At 64.6% G+C, this 22,733-nt stretch carries 19 protein-coding genes and 1 tRNA gene; 9 read left to right on the top strand and 11 right to left on the bottom strand.

Annotation, left to right across the window (positions count from 1 at the left end; translation table 11 throughout):
• Positions 1–11: 11 nt before the first annotated feature.
• Positions 12–1,268 carry a TCR/Tet family MFS transporter gene (locus tag QMK33_RS04880; protein WP_283563436.1) on the bottom strand — a complete coding sequence of 419 codons (1,257 nt, stop codon included), beginning with the start codon at positions 1,266–1,268 and terminating at the stop codon, positions 12–14.
• Between the two features lie 191 nt (positions 1,269–1,459).
• Here QMK33_RS04880 and QMK33_RS04885 point away from each other — a divergent pair.
• Positions 1,460–1,532, top strand: a tRNA-Met gene (locus QMK33_RS04885).
• A 198-nt stretch (positions 1,533–1,730) separates the two neighbouring features.
• On the opposite strand, the gene QMK33_RS04890 is transcribed toward QMK33_RS04885, so the two are convergent.
• Complete coding sequence (locus QMK33_RS04890; protein ID WP_283563437.1) at positions 1,731–2,033, bottom strand: hypothetical protein; 303 nt, start codon at positions 2,031–2,033, stop codon at positions 1,731–1,733.
• Between the two features lie 91 nt (positions 2,034–2,124).
• On the bottom strand, positions 2,125–3,276 hold the full coding sequence (gene lepB / locus QMK33_RS04895) for a signal peptidase I (protein ID WP_283563438.1): 1,152 nt from the start codon (positions 3,274–3,276) through the stop codon (positions 2,125–2,127).
• 221 nt (positions 3,277–3,497) lie between these two features.
• On the opposite strand from lepB, the gene QMK33_RS04900 reads away from it, so the two are divergent.
• Positions 3,498–4,088 carry a BLUF domain-containing protein gene (locus tag QMK33_RS04900; RefSeq protein ID WP_283563439.1) on the top strand — a complete coding sequence of 197 codons (591 nt, stop codon included), beginning with the start codon at positions 3,498–3,500 and terminating at the stop codon, positions 4,086–4,088.
• On the opposite strand, the gene QMK33_RS04905 is transcribed toward QMK33_RS04900, so the two are convergent.
• Positions 4,085–5,095 (bottom strand): chemotaxis protein CheB, encoded by a 1,011-nt coding sequence (locus QMK33_RS04905; RefSeq protein ID WP_283563440.1) that lies wholly within the window; start codon positions 5,093–5,095, stop codon positions 4,085–4,087. The two genes, QMK33_RS04900 and QMK33_RS04905, sit on opposite strands and share 4 nt — an antisense overlap.
• A 220-nt stretch (positions 5,096–5,315) precedes the next feature.
• Between QMK33_RS04905 and QMK33_RS04910 the strand changes: the two genes are divergently transcribed.
• The 5 genes from QMK33_RS04910 (at position 5,316) to QMK33_RS04930 (ending at position 14,125) form a co-directional block, all read left to right on the top strand.
• Positions 5,316–8,435 (top strand): CheR family methyltransferase, encoded by a 3,120-nt coding sequence (locus tag QMK33_RS04910; protein WP_283563441.1) that lies wholly within the window; start codon positions 5,316–5,318, stop codon positions 8,433–8,435.
• A gap of 32 nt (positions 8,436–8,467) precedes the next feature.
• Positions 8,468–11,506, top strand: a complete 3,039-nt coding sequence (locus tag QMK33_RS04915) for a PAS domain-containing protein (RefSeq protein ID WP_283563442.1) — start codon at positions 8,468–8,470, stop codon at positions 11,504–11,506.
• Positions 11,507–11,534: 28 nt separating this feature from the next.
• The gene (locus QMK33_RS04920) at positions 11,535–11,951 is read left to right on the top strand and encodes a response regulator (protein ID WP_283563443.1); all 417 of its coding nucleotides are present in this window, start codon (positions 11,535–11,537) and stop codon (positions 11,949–11,951) included.
• A 109-nt stretch (positions 11,952–12,060) separates the two neighbouring features.
• The gene (locus QMK33_RS04925) at positions 12,061–13,650 is read left to right on the top strand and encodes a PAS domain-containing sensor histidine kinase (protein ID WP_283563444.1); all 1,590 of its coding nucleotides are present in this window, start codon (positions 12,061–12,063) and stop codon (positions 13,648–13,650) included.
• Positions 13,651–13,762: 112 nt separating this feature from the next.
• Entirely contained in the window at positions 13,763–14,125 is a 363-nt protein-coding gene (locus QMK33_RS04930; RefSeq protein WP_283563445.1) for a hypothetical protein, read from the top strand.
• A gap of 127 nt (positions 14,126–14,252) precedes the next feature.
• On the opposite strand, the gene QMK33_RS04935 is transcribed toward QMK33_RS04930, so the two are convergent.
• Positions 14,253–15,308, bottom strand: coding sequence for a UDP-glucose--hexose-1-phosphate uridylyltransferase (locus QMK33_RS04935; RefSeq protein ID WP_349361681.1), 1,056 nt, complete (start codon positions 15,306–15,308; stop codon positions 14,253–14,255).
• 130 nt (positions 15,309–15,438) lie between these two features.
• Entirely contained in the window at positions 15,439–16,608 is a 1,170-nt protein-coding gene (gene galK, locus QMK33_RS04940) for a galactokinase (RefSeq protein ID WP_283563446.1), read from the bottom strand.
• A 168-nt stretch (positions 16,609–16,776) separates the two neighbouring features.
• Here galK and QMK33_RS04945 point away from each other — a divergent pair, with 168 nt between their 5' ends.
• Positions 16,777–16,971 carry a hypothetical protein gene (locus QMK33_RS04945; RefSeq protein ID WP_283563447.1) on the top strand — a complete coding sequence of 65 codons (195 nt, stop codon included), beginning with the start codon at positions 16,777–16,779 and terminating at the stop codon, positions 16,969–16,971.
• A 162-nt stretch (positions 16,972–17,133) separates the two neighbouring features.
• On the opposite strand, the gene QMK33_RS04950 is transcribed toward QMK33_RS04945, so the two are convergent.
• From QMK33_RS04950 to QMK33_RS04970, 5 genes are all read right to left on the bottom strand, one after another.
• Positions 17,134–17,790: a sterol desaturase family protein gene (locus QMK33_RS04950; protein ID WP_283563448.1), complete on the bottom strand. Its 657-nt coding sequence runs from the start codon at positions 17,788–17,790 to the stop codon at positions 17,134–17,136.
• 84 nt (positions 17,791–17,874) lie between these two features.
• Complete coding sequence (locus QMK33_RS04955) at positions 17,875–18,414, bottom strand: shikimate kinase (protein WP_283563449.1); 540 nt, start codon at positions 18,412–18,414, stop codon at positions 17,875–17,877.
• 123 nt (positions 18,415–18,537) lie between these two features.
• Positions 18,538–19,596 carry an ABC transporter permease gene (locus QMK33_RS04960; protein WP_283563450.1) on the bottom strand — a complete coding sequence of 353 codons (1,059 nt, stop codon included), beginning with the start codon at positions 19,594–19,596 and terminating at the stop codon, positions 18,538–18,540.
• Positions 19,597–19,701: 105 nt separating this feature from the next.
• Positions 19,702–20,862 carry a BT_3928 family protein gene (locus QMK33_RS04965; RefSeq protein WP_283563451.1) on the bottom strand — a complete coding sequence of 387 codons (1,161 nt, stop codon included), beginning with the start codon at positions 20,860–20,862 and terminating at the stop codon, positions 19,702–19,704.
• Positions 20,863–21,099: 237 nt separating this feature from the next.
• Positions 21,100–21,639, bottom strand: coding sequence for a DUF1599 domain-containing protein (locus tag QMK33_RS04970; protein ID WP_283563452.1), 540 nt, complete (start codon positions 21,637–21,639; stop codon positions 21,100–21,102).
• Between the two features lie 169 nt (positions 21,640–21,808).
• Here QMK33_RS04970 and folP point away from each other — a divergent pair, with 169 nt between their 5' ends.
• Positions 21,809–22,699, top strand: a complete 891-nt coding sequence (folP, locus tag QMK33_RS04975; RefSeq protein WP_283563453.1) for a dihydropteroate synthase — start codon at positions 21,809–21,811, stop codon at positions 22,697–22,699.
• The last annotated feature ends 34 nt before the right edge of the window (positions 22,700–22,733 follow it).

Genomic DNA, 22,733 nt, shown 5'->3' on the forward strand with positions numbered 1-22,733 from the left:
CCTAACGAAAATCAGTGCCCGGCGGGTGCCCCGGCCGCTGGCAGCGGGGCGGCCTTGGCGGGCAGCCGGCGCAGCGGGCCGGCCGCCACCAGCAGGGCCAGCAGCGTGAGCACCGCGCCCACCAAAAACGGCATGCCCGGGAAGTAGAACGGGGCCTGGGGCCGCGTGAAGTAGGCAAACAGGCTCGTCATGGCCAGCGGCCCCACCACGCCGGTAGCGCTGATGAGCGAGGTGAGCGCGCCTTGCAGCTCACCCTGCTCATCGGCCGGCACCTGGCCCGAAATACTGCCCTGCAAGGCCGGCCCCGCCAGCCCACCCAGGCAGTACACGCCCGTGAAAGCAAACATCATCCAACCCCGCGAGGCAAATGCATAGAGCACAAAGCCAATGATATAGCATACCAGGCCCACGGCCACGGCCTTGGCTGCACCGAGCCGCGGAATGGCCACCCGCACCAGCCCGCCCTGCACAATGAGCGCGCCTAGCCCCACCGCGCCCAGCGAGTAGCCAATGAGCCGCTCAGTCCAGCCAAACTTGAGGATGGTGTAGAACGTCCAGACCGACTGCGTGGCCGAGCCCGCCAGGTAGAGCAGTACCAGGGCTACCACTAACCCAATGATTTTGGGGTACTTACCCAGCCGCACCAGCGAGGCTACGGCGTTGGCCCGCGCCCACTCGAAGGGCCGCCGCCGCTCCACGGGCAGCGACTCGGGCACCAGAAAAAAGCCGTAGAGGAAGTTGCACAAGCTCAGCACCGCCGCCACCACAAACGGCACCCGCGGCCCGTAGTGCGCAAACAAGCCCCCCAGCACCGGTCCGATAATGAAGCCCAGCCCAAACGCCGCCCCCACCAGCCCAAAGTTCTGGGCCCGCTTTTCGGGCGTGCTCACGTCGGCAATGTAGGCCGTGGCCGTGGTGAAGCTGGCCCCCGTGATGCCCGCAATAACGCGGCCCACAAACAGCCAGGCAATGGTGGGCGCCAGGGCCAGAAAAATATAGTCGCACCCCAGCCCCAGCAGCGAGGCCAGCAGCACCGGCCGCCGCCCAAAGCGGTCGGACAGCCCCCCGATAACCGGGGCAAACGCAAACTGCGCCGCCGCGTAGGCAAACGAGAGCCAGCCCGCGTACTGCGAGGCCCGGCTCACGCCCTCGCCCGTGAGCTGCTCGATGAGCGTGGGCAGCACCGGGATAATGACCCCCAGCCCAATAACGTCGATGAGAATGGTGACGAAGATGAAGGCGAGCGCGGCCGGGCGTTTGGGCGACATAAAGCGAAGGGGCAATTAAACAGCAAAGCTGGCGACAAAACCCCATCGGCCCGGTGGTTAACCCGGGCTGCTACCAGCGGCTGCACAATTTTTAAGGCTGAAAATCAGCGCCCAAGCTACCGTTCCACGCCTTTTAACAGAGCAAGACTTGCAATTTCAGGATTTTTCAGTACTTTTGTATTACCAAACAGTGCGGGGTGGAGCAGTTGGTAGCTCGTTGGGCTCATAACCCAAAGGTCACTGGTTCGAGTCCAGTCCCCGCTACCTAAGAAAGGCCGTTCTCTACTGAGAACGGCCTTTTCTTTTGCTTATAAAGCTCAGCGGCCCAGCTGCGCCGGGCCTTATGCCGGACAGCCAGGTACGCTGCGAATCACAGGAGTTAATCAACAAAAAAAGGCCGTTCCCTACGTGGGGAACGGCCTTTTTATAGTCTGGGCGCGGCCAGTGGGCAGCGCGGGCAACCTACATCTTGGTTTTCATCTTGCCTTTGCCATCGGCCTTCATGGCCTTATGCTGCTGGCGCTTCATGCGGCGCTCGTCGGCGGTCATGGGCGCGCCCTTGGTGAATACTTCGCCGGCGCTCACAGCCCCGTCGGGGTTGGCTTGCACGGGGGCGGTGCCGCTGGGCACGGCGCTGGGGCTAGCCGTGGTGGTGCCCGGGGCACCGGGCGCGGTGCCGGGGCCATTGGGCGTAGGGGTGGTTTGGGCGGTAGCAGCCGTGAAAGTGAACAGGCTGGCGGCGAGGAACAAATGTGAGAATTTCATGGGAAAAGGAAAAAGGTACTAAAACTGCGGATTTTACTGCCAAAACCGCAATAAGGTTATGGTTGGGGTTAATTTATTGATTACTAATGAATTAGCTGATGGGCTGAAGCAAGCGGCTCCAGCGCACCTTGTGCCAGAAGTCGGCGTAGGGGTCGAGGGAAAGCCAGACGAACACGGCCTTGCCCACGAGGTGGTCTTCGGGCACAAAGCCCCAGAAGCGCGAGTCTTCCGAGTTGTGGCGGTTGTCGCCCATCATGAAGTAGTAGTCTTGCTTGATGGTGTAGCGGGTGAGGGGGCGGCCATTTTGCTGCATCATGCCGCCCTGCCACGTAATGCCGGGGTTGTGCTCGTACTGGCTCACTATTTTGTAGTAGATGGCGGCGTTGGCGGGCGTGAGCACGATGGTCTGGCCCTTTTTGGGTACCGGCAGCGGGCCGTAGTTATCTAGCTGCCAGTGGGTAAGCACGGCGCTGGCGGCCCCGGAAACATCAAAGTCGGCCACGTCGGGGAACAGGGCTGCGGCTGGTGCGGCTACGGTGAGCGTCTGCACGTAGGGCTGCCGGCGGAAGTAGGCGGCCACGGCGGCCGGGCAGCTGATGAAGTAGCCCAGCTGCCCGGTGGCGGGGTTGGTGCTGGCCGCGGGCAGGCCATCGGGCGCGGTGTAGTCAACCACGCCTTGGTCGTGCAGGGCCTGGCGCACCTCGTCGTTGGGCTGGGCCACGGCCAGGAAGTAGCTGGCCTGGGGCTGGCCGGCCACGGCGCCGGGCCGGCCGTTGAGGAAGACCTGGCCGTTGCGAATGGCCAGCGTGTCGCCGGCCACGGCAATGCAGCGCTTGATGAGGAAGGTGCGCAGGTCGGCGGGCCGCTGCTGTTCGTGGGGCACGTGAAACACCACCACGTCGTTGCGCTGCACCGTGCTGAAACCGGGCAAGCGATACGTGGGCAGCTGCACGAGGTCGGAGTAGCTCGGGCTGTTGAGCACCGGCAGCGTTTGGTGCGTGAGGGGCACTTGCAGGGGCGTTTGGGGCGTGCGGGGCCCGTAGTGCAACTTGCTCACAAACAGGTAGTCGCCCACCAGCAGTGAGTGCTCCATGCTTTCGGACGGGATGACGTAGGCCTCCACCGCCGACCAGCGGATGAGCGTGGCCACCACAAGGGCGAATAGCAAGGAGTTGGCCCACTCGCGGGTTTTACTGGGAGCGGCGGGGGAGGCGGCGGGCCGCCGGAACGAAAAAAAAGCCATACTGCGCGGGAAGGAAGTGCGGGTCAACCGAAGGGCCGGAGGCAGCGCTAACGCCCAAGAGCACAAGTTTAGTACGAGGCGCTGCGGCGGAGTTTAAAGCGGCTTTGGCGGGCGCTGGCGGGGGCACGCAGCGCCGGGGCGGGCGGCGTAATACGGGTGGAATTCGTATTTTCCGGTCTACAACGGTATATCTCGCAGCCCGGCCCGGCGTAAACTACTACATGCAACCACCCGAAAGCGAAGACCAGCGCCGCCGCGCCATTACCGCCGCTGTGGCCCTCACGGCCAACACGCCCCAGGCCCCGCAACGCTACGAGCGCCAGTTGCTGAGCCGCTACCAACGCGGCGAAATTAATATCGAGCAGGTTATCAGCTTGTTAGATAATAGCATTTACCAGGTGCTCTACCACAGCCAGGCCACTGGCACTGTGAGCGAGGCCCAGCTGCAAAGCCTGCTGGCCGAAGCCCGAGGCTTCAACACCCGGCACCAGCTCACGGGTATTTTGCTCTACAGCGACGGCCGGTTTGTACAGCTGCTCGAAGGCCCCGAGCCGGCCGTGCGCGCCTTATACGCCAAAATTCAGCAAGACCCGCGGCACACCCAGGTAGTAACCGTGAGCGAGGGCCCCGGCCCTAGCCGCCGCTTTGCCGATTGGAGCATGGGCCTGGGGCGCACCGCCGGCCCGGCCGCCGCCCAGGCCCTCGATGCCCTGCTGGTGCAGGAAAATTTGCCGGCCCCCGAGCTGGCCGAGCCCTACCTGCACGCCCTGCTCCGAGCTTTTGGGGTGCCTTTTGAGGAGCCGGCCCGCTAGCTGGGTCCCGCGGGGCCGCCCGCGGGGCTAGCCAGCAAAAACTCGCGCAGGCGGTTGATGTGGCGCTTTATTTCTTCTACCCGAGCGGTGTGCTGCGCGTTCCAGCGGCCCTCGCCGTGGGCAGCCAGGCTGCTGAGCAGGTTTTTGCGCTCCTCCATCATGCGCAGGGCCACCCAGAGGCTTTCTTCCAGGCCGCGTTGCGAGCGCTCGGCCAGCACCTCGGCGTTGTAGGCGTGGCCGGTGTGGCAGCGGTAGCGCAGCACCTGGCCCTGATTCAGCTCCCAGAGCTGGCCGCCGCAGTCGGGGCACGAGAGGGGCACCAGCTGGCCCAGCTCGCTGGCCTGCTCAATGGTGCCCACCACGCGCTCGGCAATGGCGGCCTCCAGGCGCAGGTCGGGCGGAATGGCGAACGGGTTGGGGGGCGTGGGCGGCCCGGCCGGGCTCACCAGCGCCGTTAGCAGCGGGCCCATGGCGGCCAGGGTGGCCACGTGGTCGATGGCTACGCTGCGCAGCGCGCTCTCGGGCATGCTCGGAAACTCGGCCTCGGCGGGGTCCTGCACTACGGTAGTGCCGCCGCAGCGCTGCACAAAGTCGAGGCCCGCCGTGCCGTCGTGCAGCATGCCGGTGAGCACCACGCCCACCACGCACGAGTCGAAGGTGACGGCCGCCGACCGAAACAGGGCGTCGGCGGCGGGGCGGTAACTGTTTTCGCGCGGGCCCTTGGTCACCAGCAGGTGGTCGCCCTTCACCAGCAGGTGGCGGTCGGGCGGGGCCAGGTACAGGCAGCCCGCCTCCAGGGGCATGAGGTGGGTGGCCAACTGGCAGCGCAGGCCGGTGTGGGCGGCCAGCCGGGCCACCAGCGGCGCACCCGTCGACTCGGGCGCCAGGTGCTGCACCACCAGCACGGCGGCCGGCAGCGTGGCCGGCAGCTGCGCCACCAGGCGGGTGAGGGCCGGCATGCCGCCCGCCGAAGTACCAATAACGATGAGGTGGGAAGGGCTGGGCACGGGAAAGAAACTGAAAAGGCGCGTTGGCCGTTGGCGGCACCAATTCAACTACGCAATACCGGGCCGCGTGGGCTACGCCCCACCAACCCGCGTGGGCCGTTAACTTAGCAAGTAGTTTTGGCTAGCTCAAGGGTAAGGCCGCGGCAAGTTTTAGATAACGGGCGGCTTGGCTACCCGGCACCTTGCTACGAGGACCCAGGCCGCCAGCGCATCTTTTTTTATGAAAAATACTCCCGTGCCCGAAAACGCACCGGGCCCAGATGAGTCGGTGGCGGCCCCCATCGCGGCCGACTCCGTAACGCCGCGCGCGCCCCGCAACCAGCGGGCCGCGCGCGACGGCCGCTCCAGTGGCCCCGATAAGTTTGCCGTAGTGGCGCTGTGCGGCTCGGCGGGCGCGCTGGAGGCCTTCGAAAAGTTTTTTGCCCACCTGCCGCCCCTCAGCGGGCTGGCCCTGGTGGTGGTGCTGCACCGGCCGGCCGCCCCCGCCCACGGCGAGCAGCTGACGCAAGTGCTCCAGCGCTTTACGCCCCTGCCCGTGGCCGAGGCCACCGACGGCCTGCGCGTGCGGCCCAACCACGTGTACGTGATTCCGGCCGACCACGACCTGAGCCTGCTGCACGGCTGCCTCTACCTGCTCAAGCCCACCCAGCCGCCGGGCCGCCGCCAGCCCATCGACTTCTTTTTGCAAACCCTGGCCAAGGATATGGGCGAGCGGGCGGTGTGCGTCATCTGCTCGGGGCTGGGGGCCGATGGCACCGTGGGCCTGAAGCTGGTGATGGAAAACTTTGGGATGGTGATGGCCCAGGACCCCGCCACGGCCCAGTTCGACGCTATGCCGCGCGCGGCGCTGGCCACCGAGTTTGTCGATTTTGTGCTGCCCCCCGAGCGCTTGCCCGCCCAGCTGCTCGACTACGTCGAGCGCCCCCTGGAGGCCCGCCCCACCCCCCGCGAGCCCGCCTCGCCGAGCCAGCCGGGCCACGCGCTCCAGAAGATATTTTTGCTCATTCGCACCCAAACCGGGCACGACTTCAGCTTTTATAAGCGCAATACGGTGTTTCGGCGCATCGAGCGCCGCATGAACTCGCACCAAATCAAGGACTTCACGCAGTACGTGCGCTACCTGCAGGAAAACCCCGGCGAGGTAGAGCAGCTCTTTCACGAGCTGCTGATTGGCGTGACCAAGTTTTTCCGCGATGCTGAGGCCTTTGCCAGCTTGCAGGGCCTGCTGCGCCCGCTGCTGGCGGCCAAGGAAACCGACGGCACCGTGCGGGTGTGGGCCCCCGGCTGCTCGACGGGCGAGGAGGCCTACTCGCTGGCCATGACCCTGCTGGAGTGCCTCGACGAGCTCAAGCCCGACGGCCACCACCTGCGGCTCCAGATTTTTGCCACCGATATCTCGCCCGGCGGCATTGCCTTTGCCCGCGCCGGGCTCTACAGCGAAAACATTGCGGCCGACGTGAGCCCCGAGCGGCTGGCGCGCTTTTTTCAGAAAATCGACGACCAGTACCAGATTCGCAAGGAAGTGCGCGACGTGGTGGTGTTTGCCCTGCACAACCTCAACAAGGACGCGCCCTTCATCAAGCTCGACCTGCTGGTGTGCCGCAATTTGCTCATCTACCTCTCGGCCGAGCTGCAAAAAAGCCTGCTGCCTGTTTTCCATTATGCCCTGAATGCCAGTGGGTTGCTGTTTTTGGGGCCCAGCGAAAACATCACCGGCTACCAAGACCTGTTTCAGCCCCTGGATGTGAAGTGGAAAATATCGCGCCGCACCAGCCTGCCCGCCGCGCTGCCCCACGTGCTCAAGTTTCCGTTTGCGTATGCCCGCCAGGCGCCCGCGCCCCCCACCATGGCCCTCCTGTCTGCCTCCGCCTCCGCCAACCACCGCCAAACCAGCACGTTCGCGGCGCTGGTGCAAAAAAAACTGCTGCAAACCTACGCCCCGCCCGCCGTGGTAATTGACGGCAAGGGCGAAATCCTGTACGTGAACGGGCGCACCGGCAAGTACCTGGAGCCCGCCCCCGGCCTCAGCGGCATGAACCTGTTTGAGATGGCCCGCGAGGAGCTCAACTTCGAAATCAGCGGGGCCGTGCACCGCGCCACCCAAACCCGCCAGGATGTGGTGGTCGACAACGTGCACGTGCGCACCGACGCCGGCCAGCAGGTGCTGCGCCTGTCGGTGCAGCACCTGGCCGGCCCCGAGGTGCTGGCTGGCCTGCTGCTGGTGGTGTTTGAGGACCAGCCCACCCCGCGCCGGCTGCGGGTGGCCAAAGACGCCCCCGCCCCCGACGGCGCGCACCGCGAAGCCATGGTGGCTGCCCTCGACAAAGAGCTGCAATACACCAAGCACCGCCTCCAAACCACCGTGGAGGAGATGGAAAGCAGCCTCGAAGAGCTCAAAAGCACCAACGAGGAGCTGCAAAGTGCCAATGAGGAGCTGCAAAGCACCAACGAGGAGGCCATGACCAACAAGGAGGAGATGCAGAGCCTCAACGAGGAGCTTATGACCCTCAACATGCAGTACCTGGCCAAAACTGAGGAGCTGGGCCAAACGGCCAACGACATGAAAAACCTGCTCGATGCTACCGAAATAGCCATCATTTTTCTGGATAATGACTTGCTAATCAAGCGGTTTACGCCGCCCGTGGGGCGCATCATCAGCTTGGTGCCGGGCGACGTGGGCCGGCCGCTGGCCCACTTCACCTCCAGCCTGCGCTACGAGCACCTGCTGCGCGATGTGCAGCAGGTGCTTGACCGCCTCACGGTGGTCGAAACCAACATCCAGACCACCCGCGGCGAGTGGTACACGCTGCGCATTTTGCCCTACCGCTCGCTCGACAACTACATCAACGGGGCCGTGCTCACCTTCACCGACATCACGGCCCTGAAGGTGCTCGAAACCCGCCTGCAAGACCACACCCGCTTCACCGACAGCCTGCAGGACGGCGGCCGCGAGCCCCAGCTCACCCTCGATGCCCAGCTGCGCGTGCTTGGGGCCAACCCCGCCTTTGCCACCACCTTTGGCGAGCCCCTGGCCGGGCTGCCGGGCCGGGCGCTGGCCAGCCTGGGCGGGGCAGCCTGGCGGCAGCCGGCCCTGCACCAGCAGCTGCGCCGCCTGCTGGACGAAGCCAGCCCGGGCGCCGAGTTTGAGGGCTTCGTGCTGGAGGCCGATTTTCCGGGCCTGGGCCGGCGGCGCGCCCTGCTCTACGGCCGCCGGGTGCTGCAAGAGGGCCAGCTCACCCACCAGCTTATGCTGGGCGTGCGGGCCCTGGAAGAAGTGCCGCCCGCGGCCCTGGACCAGCCGGGCCAAGCCGGGGGTAGGGAGTTCCTGCTTGGCTCCTAATAAATTGACTGCTGCTAGTTTAGCTTTAGGTAATGGCTGATTTAGATTCCCGGCTGCTACCGGCCGATGTGCCCGTTTCGGAAGCGCTGCTACACGTGCTGCTCAACGTGTCGCTCACGGGCATTATCCTGTTTCGGCCGGTGCTGGCCGCCAACGGTACCGATGTGCTCGACCTGGCCTACGAGCGCCTCAACCCCGCCGCCCAGCGCCTGCTGCATCTGCCGGCGCGCCCCGCCGAGTCGTTTCTCACGCTGTATCCGCACGCCATTGCCACGGGCGTGTTTGCCTTTTATGCGCAGGCCTGGGCCTCGGGCCAGGCCGCACAGCACCAAACCAACTACCAGCACGACCAGCTCGACGGCTACTTTCACCTGGCTGCCCAGCGCCACGGGCCGCTGCTGGTAGTGAGCTTTACCGACACCAACGACCAGCCCCGCACGGCCGTAGAGCAGGCCCTGCGCGAAAGCCAGGCCCGCGAGCAGCAAGCCCTGGCCGCCGCCCAGGCCGAGCGCCACAAGCTGCACGCCCTGCTCACGCAAGCCCCCGTGGCCATCGCCTTGTTTGAAGGCTCCGAGCTGCGCGTTACGGCCACCAATGCCCACATGGCCGCCATCTGGGGGCGCTCGCTGAAGGAAGTGGTGGGCCAGCCCCTGCTGGCGGCCGTGCCCGAGCTGCGCGGCCAGGGCTTCGACGCGCTGCTGCACCAGGTGCTGGCCACCCGCGTACCCGTTACGGGCGTCGAAACCCCCGCCCAGATGCAGCGCGACGGCCACCTGCAAACTACCTACTATAACTTTGTGTACCAGCCCATTTACGATGCGCAGGGCCAGGTGCTGGGCGTGGTAGATGTGGCCGTGGAAGTAACCGAGCAGGTGCTGGCCCGCCGGCGCGTGCAGGAGCTCAACGACGAGCTGGCCGTTGCCAACGAAGAGCTGCAAACCAATAATGAGGAACTGCTGGCCGCCAACCAGGCGCTGGGCCAAACCCAGTACGACTTGCAGGGCCTCAACCAGGACCTGGAGGCCCGCGTGGCCGCCCGCACCGCCGAAACCCGCGCCGCCCTGCACACCGCCCAGACCCAGCGCGAGCAGCTGCGTACCCAGCAGGGCCTGCTCAGTCAGATTCTGGGCCAGGTGCCGGCCGCCATTGCCGCCCTCGCCGGCCCCGCGCACCGCTACACGTTCTTCAACGACCAGTACCACCGCATAGTAGCCGGGCGCACGGCCCTGGGCCGCACCGTGGCCGAGGTAGTGCCCGAAGTGGTGGCGCAGGGCTTCATTGGCCTGCTCGACCGGGTGTACGCCACTGGCCAGCCCTACGTGGGTAGCGAAGTGCCGGTGCTGCTCCACGACTCAGCTACCGGCCGCGGCCGGCAGCGCTACATGGACCTCATCTACCAGCCGCTGTTTGATGGGCAGCAGCAGCCCCAGGGTATTCTGGCCTTCATTGTGGACGTAACCGACAAGGTGCTGGCGCAGCGCCAGGCCGATACGCTGCAAGCCGCCGCGCTGGCCGCCGTGCAGCGCCAGAGCCAGGAGCGCGAAAACCTTTACCAGCTGTTTGAGCAGGCCCCGGCCGCCATTTGCCTGCTGCGCGAGCCCGACCACCGCATCGAGTACCTCAACCCCGCCTACCAGGCGCTGTTTGCGGGCCGCCAGCTGCAGGGCCGCACCGTGGCCGAGGTGCAGCCCGACGCCCGCGAGTTTCTGGCCTGCCTCAACGCAGTGTACGCAACGGGCACGCCCTACCACGGCCCCGAAGAGCTGCTGGCCAGCGCGCCGGCCCCCGGCCAGCCGCCCCAGCCGCACTACTTCAACTTCACCTACCAGGCCTACCGCGAGCAGGGCCGCATTGTGGGCGTTTCGGTTTTTGCCTTTGATGTGACGGACAAGGTGCTGGCCCGCCAGCAGCGCGAGGCGCAGCAGGCCGAGCTGCAACGCATTTTTGAGCAGGCCCCGGTGGCCATCGCCATCATGCGCGGCCCCACCCTGGTGGTAGAGCTGGCCAACGCCGCGGTGGGCCGCATCTGGGGCCGCGCCCCGGCCCACGTGCTGGGCCGCCCCTACTTCGAGGCCCTGCCCGACACGGCGGGCCAGGGCTTTGAGCAGGGGCTGGCCCAGGTGCTGCACACTGGCCAGCCCTTTAGCCTCACCGAGGCCCCCGTGGCCTTTGCGCGGGCCCACACGGGCCAGCCCACCCAGGCCTACGTCAATTTTGTGTTTCAACCTTTAATTAATGATAATCAGCACGTTAGCGGCATTATCGCCATTGGCACCGAGGTAACCGAGCAGGTGCAGGCCCGCCAGCAGGTGCAGGCCCTCAACCAGGCGCTGCAGGCCACCAACGCCGCGCTGGGCGACACCAACAACCGCCTGCTGCGCACCAACACCGACCTCGACACGTTTGTGTACACGGCCTCGCACGACCTCAAAGCCCCCATCACCAATATTGAGGGGCTGCTCACGGCCCTGCACGAGCAGCTGCCGCCCGCCGCCCTGGCCGCCCCGCTGGTGCCCCGCATCCTGCACCTGATGCGCGACTCGGTGGCCCGCTTCCAGCAAACCATCGGGCACCTCACCGACATTGGCCAGCTGCAACAGGAAGCCGCCACCGCGCCGGCCGAGGCCGTGGCCGTGGCCACCCTGGTAGAGGCCGTGCGCCTCGACCTGGCCCCGCTGCTGCTGGCCGCCCAGGCCACGCTCACCGTGGAGAGCGCGCCGGGCCTGGCGGTGCAGTGCCCCCCCAAAACCCTGCGCTCGGTGGTGTACAACCTGCTCAGCAACGCCGTGAAGTACTGCGACCCCGCCCGCCCGCCGGTGGTGGCGCTGCACTGCCACGCCCACGCCGGCCAGGCCGTGCTGGCGGTGCACGACAATGGCCTGGGCCTGAGCGAGGGCCAGCAGGCCCAGTTGTTTCGCATGTTTCGGCGCCTGCACAGCCACGTCGAGGGCTCGGGCGTGGGCCTGTACATGGTGAAGCGGCTGGTCGAAAACGCCGGCGGCACCATTACCGTGCAGAGCCAGCCCGGCCAGGGCTCTACCTTTACCGTAACGCTGCCACTGGCCCGCTAGCGCCCGTTTTTTTGCCTCGCCCTCTCCCATGGAAAAGCTATCCAGTGTGCTGCTGGTTGACGACGACTCAACCAATAACTTTTTGAATGAACTGTTGTTCAAGAACTTGAGCGTGACCGACCACCTGCTGGTGGCCGAAAGCGGCGCGCAGGCCCTTGGCCTGCTGGCCCAGCCCACCGGGGCCCCGGAGCCCGCCCTCATTCTGCTCGATGTGAACATGCCCGGCATGAGCGGCATCCAGTTTTTGGAAGCCTACCAGCAGCTGCCCACCACGCAGCAGGCGGCCACGGTCATCATCATGCTCACTACCACCATGGACGCCCGCGACCTGGCCCGCCTCGATGAGCTCTCCATCGCCGGCCTCGTCAGCAAGCCCCTCACCAAGGAGAAAATCGACCATATTCTCCAGCTGCACTTTCAGCGCCAGCTGCCGGCGCATACGTAAGGTTATTTATTAAGTACTTGACGATAAATAAGTTATACTTAATAAGTTGTTGCGCGCTCCCAGCAGTTCGCCCGGCCGCGGCTGTGCCCGCGCCTACCTGCCCTTGCCTATGAAACGCCCCGCCCCCACCCCGCCGCCCGCCGACCCCCACCCCGCTCTGCAAGGCCTGCGCGCCCGTGCCGAGCGCCGCGGGCTGGTGGCGGCCAGCCTGCCCCCCGGCACCGCCCCCGACGTGCAGCAGCTGGTGCAGGAGCTGCAAGTGCACCAGATAGAGCTCGAAATGCAGTACGAAGAGCTGCTGCTGGCCCAGGCCGAAGCCGAGCGCAGCCGCCTGCAATACCTTGACCTCTACGATTTTGCGCCGGTGGGCTACTGCACCCTCGATGCCACCGGCACGCTGCACCAGCTCAACCTGCGCACCGGCCAGCTGCTGGGCCAGGAGCGCCGCCAGCTGCTGGGCCGGCGGCTGGCCCTGTTTGTGGCCCCCGCCGCCCGCGACCAGCTGGCCCACTTCCTGGCGCGCCTGTGGGCCCAGCCCGGCCAGCGCCAGAGTTGCGAGCTGGCCATGCGCCGCGCCGACAACACGCCCTTCTTTGGCCAGCTCGAAGGCGTGGTGCAGGCCGAGGCCGATGCCCTGGGCCAGCTGCCCGGCAGCTGCCGCCTGGTGCTGCTCGACGTAACGGCCCGCCGCCAGGCCCAGGATGAGCTAAGCGCCAAAAACCGCCTCCTCGATACCATTGTGCAGCAAATGCCCGTGGTGCTGGCGCGCCTGGGCCCCGATGGCTGCTACCGCGAGCTGGTGGGCCAAGCCCTGCGCCGGCTGGGCCTGGCCGACAACGAGCTGGTGGGCCAGGTAGCGGCCAGGCTGTTTCCGGCCACCGCGCCGCACTTTCAGCGGCTGCTGGCCGGCCACCGCGAAAGCTACGTGCTGCACCTCACCCACCAGGAGCGGACGATGGTGCTGCACTGCTCGGGCTTTTTCGACGCCCAGCGGCAGGAGGTCGTCGTGTTTGCCCTCGACATTACCGACTCCGAGCAGCTCAAGGAAGCCGCCGTGCGCCAGCAGCAAGAGCTGCTGGCTGCCATCCTCACCACCCAGGAGGAGGAGCGCCGCCGCATTGCCGAGGCCCTGCACAACAGCGTGGGCCAGCTGCTCTACGGCACCCGCCTGCACCTCGATGCCCTGCCCCCCACCGAGGCCGTGCGGGCCAGTCAATCGCTTGTGAATGAAGCTATTATTGCCACGCGCAGCATTTCCTTCGAGCTCACGCCCACCATCCTCGAAGACTTTGGCCTGACCGTGGCCCTGCAAGAGCTGGTGAGCCGCATTCCGGGCAGCCTCACCGTCGACCTCAACCTGCGCAACCTGGGGCAGCCGCTGCCCCTGTTGCTGACTACGGCAGTATATCGTATTGTGCAAGAGCTGCTTAACAATGTGATGAAGCACGCGCAGGCTCAGGAAGTATTCGTGCAAGTGAGCCAGGAAGATGGTCAGCTCTATCTCAGTGTGGAAGACGATGGCGTGGGCCTGGCCCCCGAGGCAGTGCAGGGCCCGCCCCTGGGCATTGGGCTAGCCGGCATTCGCACGCGGGCGGGGCTGCTGGGCGGCACCGTCACGGTGCAGTCGCGGCCGGGGCGGGGCACGGGTTTCTTCCTGCAAATACCAGTAGTGGCCCCGGGTGGCCCCGAAGGAGCCTAAAATTGCGGTTTATCTCCAGGAAAAAATCAGTAATTGCCGCACGTGTGAAACTTTCTTAGGTAGTAGTTTTGTGTAATTTAATCTTAAAAAGATTACACACACTCATTCTGCTATGGAAACCACTATTGCTTTCACCGTGCACCGCAGCAATAATGCTGCGGCGGCTGGCCTCAGCCTGCGCGGCAGTTGCCAGGGCACCGGCCCGGCCCAGCAGCTCGAAAAGGCCATCGACGAGATGGTGGCCGTGGGCTCGATGCTCATCTGGGTCGACTGCCGGTACCTCACCTCACTCAACTGGCAGGGCCAGCGGGCCGTTTTCAACGCCAACCAGCGGGCCCGGCTGGCGGGGCGCACCCTCTACTGGTGCGGCCTGGAGCCCGCCGTGCTCACCCAGCTCACCACCACCGGCCTGCACCTGCTGCTGAGCCTGCTGCCCGCCACGGGCTACCAAGGTCCCGCTGCACTACTGCAGTAGTTATTATAACTACCTGATTACAAAATATTTAGATATTAATTTGCTTGTGGGGCCAAGGTGCGTGCCCCGGTCGGCCGGCTTCGCCGGCCGACCGGGGCAGTGCTGCGCTGAGGAAAAAAAATTGGGGCTACTTGGCTGCCGCAGTGGCGGCCTTGTAGTGCACGGCCGGCAGCGCGCGCAGGCGCTCGGCGGCCTGCTCGGCGGTGATGTCGCGCTGGGCGTTGGCCAGCAGCTCGTAGCCCACCATAAACTTTTTCACTGTGGCCGAGCGCAGTAGCGGCGGCATAAAGTGCATGTGCAGGTGCCACTCGGGGTAGTCGGCGCCATCGGTGGGACGCTGGTGGAAGCCGGCCGAGTACGGGAAGCTGATTTCGAACAGGTTATCGTACTTAATGGTGAGCTGGCTGATAATATCGGCCAGGCCATCGCGCTCCTGCTCCGTGAGTTGGGTGAGGTCCGGCACGGCGCGGCGCGGCAGCACCAGCGTTTCGAAGGGCCACACCGCCCAGAAGGGTACCAGCACTACCCACGTCTCGTTTTCGACTACGAAGCGGGTTTTGGTCTTCTCCTCAATGGCGAGGTAGTCGCTGAGCAAGGTGCGGCCGTGCTGCGCGAAGTACGCCTTTTGGGCGCGGCTTTCCCGGGCGGGCAGGTCGGGCACGGTGCGCTCGCTCCATATTTGGCCGTGCGGGTGCGGGTTCGAGCAGCCCATCATAAAGCCCTTATTCTCAAATATTTGCACGTAATTAATAGTCGGGTCGGCCCCGAGCGTGCGGAATTCATCGGTCCACACATCCACCACGCGGCGTATTTCCGACCTGGGCATTTCGGGCAGCGTGAGGTCGTGGCGCGCCGAGAAGCAGATGACGCGGCAGTGGCCGGTTTCGGCTTCGGCGCGCAGCAGGCCGCCCTCCTCGTAGGTGCCGCCTTCGCCCGCGGGCAGCAGCGCCGCAAAGTCGTTGTCGAACACAAACTGGTGCGCGTACTTCGGGTTCACGTCGCCGCTGGTGCGGGTGTTGCCGGGGCAGAGGTAGCAGGTGGGGTCGTAGGTGGGGCGCTCGTCGGGCTGCGGCTTTTCCTGCTGGCCCTGCCAGGGGCGCTTGGAGCGGTGCGGCGATACGAGGACCCACTCATCGAGCAGGGGGTTGAAACGGCGGTGTGGCTGTTCGGTGAAATCAAACATCAGGATAGGTTAAAATCGGTGGCTGTTGTCGATTCGGTACGGGGCGGTGCCGTTTGGGAAGTTGCCGCTGGGGTACGCTGCGCGCGGACGTCAAAACTCAGCGTACCTCAGCGCCAACTTCCCACATAAGCTACTCCTCATTCAAAAACTCGCCCACGCCGTCGGCCAAGGTCGTCACGTAGGTATCGAGCTTGAGGCCCAGCTGGTCGTGGTAGCCCTGCTTCATGTGGGCCAGAAAAACTTTCACTTTGTCGGTGGCTACCAGGTTGAGGGTGCAGCCGCCGAAGCCGCCGCCCATCATGCGGGCGCCGTAGCAGCCGGGGGCCTGGCGGCTCAGCTCCACGAGGGTGTCGAGCTCGGGGCAGCTCACCTGGTAGTCGTCGCGCAGGCCGGCGTGGCTGGCGTAGAGCAGCGCGCCCACTTCGGCCAGCGACTGGTTCTTGGCGAGGTGGGCCGTGAGGTCGCGCACGCGCTGGTTTTCCTCCACCACGTAGCGGCAGCGCTTGGCTACTACCTCGCCCAGCTCGGCCTGAGCGGCTTCGATGTCGGGCAGGGTAGCGTCGCGCAACGCCTTGATTTTGGGGTTTTTAGCTTGTAGTATTTCTACGCCGCGGGCGCACTCCTGGCGGCGGGTGTTGTACTCGCTGTCGGCCAGCGCGTGCTTCACGCCCGAGTTGCAAAGCACCAGGCGGCAGGCGGCGGTGTCGAAGGGAAAGTAGGCGTATTCGAGCGAGCGGCAGTCGAGCTCTACCACGTGCCCGGCCCGGCCAAAGAGGCTGGCAAACTGGTCCATGAGCCCGCACATCACCTTGGCGTACTCGTGCTCGGCCTTCTGGGCCAGGTGGGCCAGCGTCATGTTGTCGAGGCCCAGGTGCAGCAGCTCGTTGAGGCCCCAGGCCACGCCGCACTCCAGGGCGGCCGACGACGACATGCCCGCCCCGGTCGGAATATCACCCCCAAAGGCGCAGTCGAAACCCGGCACTACGGCCCCGTGCCGAAGCAGCCCAGCCACCACGCCCAGCTGGTAGTTGGCCCAGTGGCCATCCGGAATGGGCGCAATAGCAGCTACCGCCACCTCGTAGGTCGCGTCAAAGTCGAGGGCCGCCAGCCGGATTTGGTCGGTGCCGTTGAGGCGCATCGCAAAGCGGATTTCCTTATCGATGGCGGCCGGCAGCACTAGGCCATCGTTGTAGTCGGTGTGCTCGCCAATGAGGTTAATGCGGCCGGGGGCGCGCAGCAACAGGTCGGGCGGCACCCCAAAGTGGCGCTCGAAATCGGCCTTCAGCGTGGGAATAGTCATAGTGAGCGTAAATGTGCTGTAAAAAGACCGGATGAGTTACTTTTTACGCAGCCCCGCCCCGCGGGGGCACTGCCGCGCCAACCTTTTTCGGGGTATTTAAGTAAGTCCAAGTTACGGGGGCCGCTCAGTAGCGCCACGCCGTATTTTCTTCATCTTCTGCTTATTCTAATGACTACTTCCCGTTTATTCTCCCTGTTTGCGTTGGTGCTGATGGTTACCACGCTCAGCAGCTGTTCCGCCATTGGCGACATCTTTAAGGCAGGTGCCTGGGTGGGCATCATCGGCGTGTTTTTGGTAGTGGCCCTGGTGTGGTGGCTGGTTACCAAGATGGGCGGCGGCGGTGGCAACGGCACCTCGGTATAAGGCTGTGCAGCTTCGGAATTAATTAAGAAGTTAACTGCTTGATTCTTAATAATTCTGCAAGAGTGCGTAGAACTTAAAACAACGTAACTCACTGCTTGACAAGAAAAAAGGCGCGGCCCCCGTTCGGGGGCCGCGCCTTTTTTGATGAGTACTTGCTGAGGCCTACTCGGCCCGCTTGGTGGGCATGGTGCCCACAATGTGGTCCCAGAGGGTACTGCTAACCCCGAAGGCAATTTCATCCTGCCGGTAGTGGTGCTGGGCGTGGTGCGTCCACCACACTTTGAGAAAGTTTTTCGGCGGCGCGTACACGTGAATAGCGTAGTGCACAAATAGATACAGCGCGTAGCCAAACGTGAAACCGGCCAGAATGCCGAACGCCCAGGTGCCAAACACAAACCGGAAAATGAAGAACAGCAGCGAGGCTACAAACACCGTGATAATGGGCGGCATGGCCAGGCGGGTTTCATCCTTAGGGTACTCGTGGTGCACGCCGTGCATGGTGTACTGAAACTTGGCCCGGCCCGGCGAGGTAGCCGGAATGTGGTATAAGTAGCGGTGCACCAGGTACTCGGCAAACGTAAACAGCAACCAGCCACCAAGGAACAAGCCCAGCGCTGAAAAGCCCGACAGGAAGCCGCGCGTGAAGCCGTAATACAGGCTCACGAGGGCCGTAGCGATAAAAATGCTCACCGGCAGCGCAATGTGCGTGTGCGAAAGCCGCTCCAGCATGGGGTTTTTAAAGAGCTGGGCCGAGCCCTTATGCTTGGGCCGGACCGGGGCCGCCGCCGGAGCGGTAGGGGTGTCGGGTAGGGTAGCCATACGAACGCTAAAACTTGCTTAATACCTAAAAAATCAACCTAATTCACAAAGTTACGCCACGCGCCGCCGTGCGGTTACACGCGGCTACGGCTGGAAGCCAGCGGCTTCGAGCGCGGTGGCTACTTCCGCGGCTGGGCCGCCTGGGTGGCGCAGCCGCGCCTGGGCATAGAACCGCGAACGGGCCGCCAGGGTTCGGTCGAGCCAGTCGGCCAGGGCCTCCTGGGGCGTAGCGGCGGCCGTGGTGGCGGCCAGCAGCGGCCGGGTAGCGGCCTGGTTGCGCCGCGCCAGGCGGCGCTTTAGCTCGGCCAGCGGCACATCGAGCCACAGCGCAAAGCCGGAGGCGTGCAGCACCGCCAGGTTATCATGAAAGCAGGGCGTGCCGCCGCCGGTAGCCACCACCAGCGGCCGGCCGGGGTGCCGGGCCACGGCCGCCAGCGCCGCCGCCTCGCGCCGCCGAAACCCGTCTTCGCCCTCACGGGCAAAAATCTCGGGTATCGACTGCCCCGCGTCGGCCACAATGCGCTGGTCGAGGTCGAGAAAGCCCCGGCCGTAGTGCGCGGCCAGCTGCCGCCCCAGCGTGGTTTTGCCCGATGCCGGCAGGCCAATGAGGTAGAGGTGATTCATGGGGTCAAAGCCTGGTTCATTGTTAATGGCCTTATAACAAGCACTTTGTCCTTACGAGCATGATGCGCATCAAGCAAGGGCGCGGTGGAGCGCAACATGCTCGCAAGGACAAACAGTTAAAGGTTAACTGATTCGCACCCGCGGGTCGAGCACGGCGTACAGCATGTCGACGGCGATGTTCACCAGCACGAAAATGGCGGCCACAAAAAGCGTAGCGCCCATTACCACCGGGAAATCGAGGTTTTCTACGGCGCGCAAGGTAGTGGTGCCCAGGCCTTTCCAGTTGAAGATATATTCGATGAAGAAGGCGCCCGCCATGAGCGAGGCCAGCCAGCCCGACACGGCCGTGACCACCGGGTTGAGGGCGTTGCGCAGGGCGTGGTGCCACACCGTGCGGCCGGGGCTCAGGCCCTTGGCCCGGGCGGTGCGGATGTAGTCCTGGCTCAGCACATCGAGCATGGAGGAGCGCGTGAGCTGCATGATGATGGCCAGCGGGCGCACGCCCAGCGCGATGGCTGGCAGCAGCAGGTTGCGCAGCGCCAGGTGGCGCTCGGCGGTGAAGGGGTCGGTTTCGTAGAGCTGGCCCGTGAGGCTCAGGCCCGTCCAGTGGCTCCAGTAAAAGCCGAAGCTCACGGCAATGAGAATGCCCGCCACAAATGACGGTACCGAAATGCCTAATACCGAAGTAGTTACCAAAATACGGTCGAGCCACGACTGGGGCCGCAGCGCCGCCGCCACGCCCAGCGCAATGCCGCCCACGGCCGCCAGCAGCATAGCCGCCAGCGCCAGCCACAGCGTACCCGGAAAGCGGTCGAGCAAGATGCTGAGCACGTCCTGGTTGCTCTGGAACGAGCGGCGCAGGTAGGGCCACTTCAGCACCAGAGCGCGCGAGCCCAGCGGCAGCAGCGCCACGCCGCCGTAGCGCGCCACCCCGGCCGAGTCGCGCGGGTGCAGGCCCAGCGGCGAGGCATCGTTGAGGTAGCCCAGCAGGCGGGCGGGCAGCGGCTGGTCGAGGCCCAGGTCGGCCCGAATGGCGGCCTTGGTGGCCACGTCCGAGCGCTGGCCGGCCAGCAGGGCGGCCGGGTCGCCGGGCAGCACATTAAACAGGAAAAAAACCGTGCAGGCCACGCCCACCAGCACAAGCAGGCCCTGACCCAGGCGACGCAGAAGGAAAGTGAGCATGTCTTTTCGTTTTTTAGTTGCGCGCTTTTAGTTGCGCGCTTTTTGTGGGTGGCCGGTTCTCGCCGAAGCAGCGGGCGAAAAACGAGCAACGAAAAACGAAAATTGCTACAGCGCCTTCTCGACCTGGTACAGCGCCGGAATGTCGTGGTAGTGGTACTTGGCCATCACGGTGCCGTTGTGCAGTACCAGCAGGCCGGGGTTAGAGCGGATGATGGACTTGAGCACCGTGGCATCGGCGAAGGCGAAGGGCGTGGCCAGGTTCACATCGTGCCGAAACGAGTCGAACTTGCTGGCCGCCGTGCTCGTGATGGTGAGCACGTCAATCTTCTTGCGCGACTTGGCGGCCTGGGCAAACAGGGCGTTGAACTGCTCGAAGCGCTCACGGTCGGCCTTGTTGGTGTTTTGAACAATGAGAATCAGCTTATTGCCCGTTAGCACCTGCTGGGTTATGTCATTGCCTTCCAGGTCAGAAATCACAAAATCGGTAACAATGGGCGTCGATTTTAGCGGGTTGAGCACCGTCATGGCTTTGTATTTCCAGGTCGAGTCGGTCGGAAACTCGCTCGCTTCCATCGTTTGGCCGTTGCGCTCAAAGGTGTAGCGGTAGCGCGGGGCCTCGGCGGGCTTCATCAGGCTCGGAATGTTGTTGCCCACTTTATAGGGCAAAAAGTCGAAGTACGGCAGGTGCCCCAGCGCCCGCACCCCAATGCCAATGACCAGCGCGCTGGCAAACGTCATGGTCATGAGTCCGGCCATGCCGCTCACAAACGAGTGCCGCAAAAACCGCAGGCCTTTGAACGTAACGGCCCACAACACCAGCAAAAACACGTCTTTCGTAAACGACGTCCAGGGCGTGAGCTTGATGAAATCGCCGAAGCAGCCGCAGTCCGTGACCCGGTTGAGGGCCGCCGAGTAGAAAGTGAGAAACGTGAAAAACACCAGCAGCGCCAGCAGCAGGTGCAGCACCTGGCGCAGGTACCAGCGCAGCAGCAGCGCCACCCCCAAAATAACTTCGAGCGAGCTGAGCGCCACGCTCAGCAAGCGGCTAGAGTCCTTGAGGGTACTAAAGAGCCAGCCCAGCCAGGGCACGTCGATGGCAAATACCTCAAAGTATTCTTCCAGCTTGTAGGCCGTGCCCACCGGGTCGTTGAGCTTGATGAGGCCCGAAAAGATGAACAAAACGCCCAGCAGCAGCCAGCACACCCGCGTAAAAATGCGGAGGCGATGCTGAGCAGGAGGGGCGGGCGCGAGGCTGGAAGTGGGCATATAGGGAATGAGCCGTTGGGTTTTAGCTACTAGCTGTAAGCTTGGTGTTGAGTAAGGGTTTACGCAGAAACACCCTTCATTGCGAGCATGATGCGCATCATGCAAGGGCGCAACATGCTCGCAACGACAACTGCCTTTTGCGCAGCCGCTACTTACAAAGGAAGTAACCGGGGCCATAACGGAGCGCCAGCCAGAAACGTGGCACCAACCGCTTCGCCAATATGCGCGAGCGCCGGCTCATGCCGCGTTTTCGCGCAAAATGAGGGCAAACACGGCGTAGTTGAGCATGTCGCGGTAGCCGCCCTCCACGCTCTCGCTCACCAGGGCCGCGCCGCCCAGGTTTTCGAGTTGCTTGATGCGGTGCAACTTCATGAGAATAAGGTCGGTAATACTACTCACGCGCATCTGGCGCCAGGCCTCGCCGTAGTCGTGGTTTTTGGCCAGCAGCAGCTCGCGGTTGAGGGCGTTTTCATGGGCGTAGGCGGCGGCTACCTCGTCGGGGGGCAGGTCGAGGGGCGCGGTGGCCGGCAAGCGCAACTGCATGAGGGCAATGAGGCAGTAATTGATGATGGCCACGAACTCCTCGTCCACGCCATCGGCAATTTTCTGGGTGCCTACTTCCTGAATAGTGCGAATGCGGTTGGCCTTGATAAATAGCTGGTCCGTGACCGAGGGCAGGCGCAAAATGCGCCAGGCCGTGCCATAGTCGTGGGTTTTGGCCAAAAACAGCTCGCGGCAGCGGCTCAGAATCAGGTCGTAGTGGGCAGGGGTGGTCAAGGAGTGAAGGGGTGAAGGAGTGAATGAGTGAAGGAGCTGGCCGACTTCTGCGGTTCTTCTGCGTACCCCTCTGCGTCTTCTGCGGTGAAAACACCCACCCGAAAACCCCCGCAAGTTCGCCCGCAATGCCGGATATTTAACCGCCATTCGCCTTCCTCCCACCCCCGCAATGCTCCCTGCCGCTACGTCCTCCCCCTTACTCACTTACTCATTTACGCACGTACTAAAGAGCCCCCACGGCCGCCTGCTCGACCTGCGCCGGCCCCAGGTAATGGGTATTCTCAACGTCACGCCCGATTCGTTTTACCCCGGCTCGCGCCTCGGCGGCAGCCCCGCGGCCGACCTGCTGCGCCGCGCCGAAGCTATGCTCGCCGCCGGGGCCGCCGCCCTCGACGTGGGCGGCTACAGCTCGCGCCCGGGGGCCGACGACATCAGCCCCGCCGAGGAGCAGGCCCGCCTGCTGCCCGCCCTCGAAGCCCTGCGCCGCGAGTTTCCGCAGGCGTTTATCTCGGCCGATACCTTCCGGGCCAGCGTGGCCGCCGCGGCCGTGGCCGCCGGGGCCGACCTCATCAACGACATCGGCGGCGGCACCCTCGACGCCGACATGCTGCCCACCGTGGCCCGCCTGCGGGTGCCCTACTGCCTCATGCACATCAAAGGCAACCCGCAGACTATGAGAGCATTATCCCAGTACGACGATGACCTGGTGCTCACGCTGCTGCGCTTCTTCCGCGACCAGCTCGCCAAACTACGCCAAGCCAACGGCGGCCAACCCCTGCCCGACGTGCTGCTCGACCCCGGCTTCGGCTTTGCCAAAACGCCCATCCACAACCACGCCCTGCTGCGCCGCCTGCCCGAGCTGGCCCCGCTGGGCTACGGCCTGCTGGTGGGCCTATCGCGCAAGGCCATGGTGTACAAGCCCCTGGGCCTGGGCCCCGAAACGGCCCTCAACGGCACCACCGCCCTGCACGTACTGGCTCTGCAAGGCGGCGCGCGCCTGCTGCGCGTGCACGACGTGGCCGAGGCCCGGCAGACGGTTGAGCTGGTGACCGGCTGGTGAGGAGTTTAAGCAGCATAAAAAATCAGGTTATTAG

The organism is Hymenobacter sp. H14-R3 (assembly GCF_030063445.1).
Taxonomy (GTDB): domain Bacteria; phylum Bacteroidota; class Bacteroidia; order Cytophagales; family Hymenobacteraceae; genus Hymenobacter.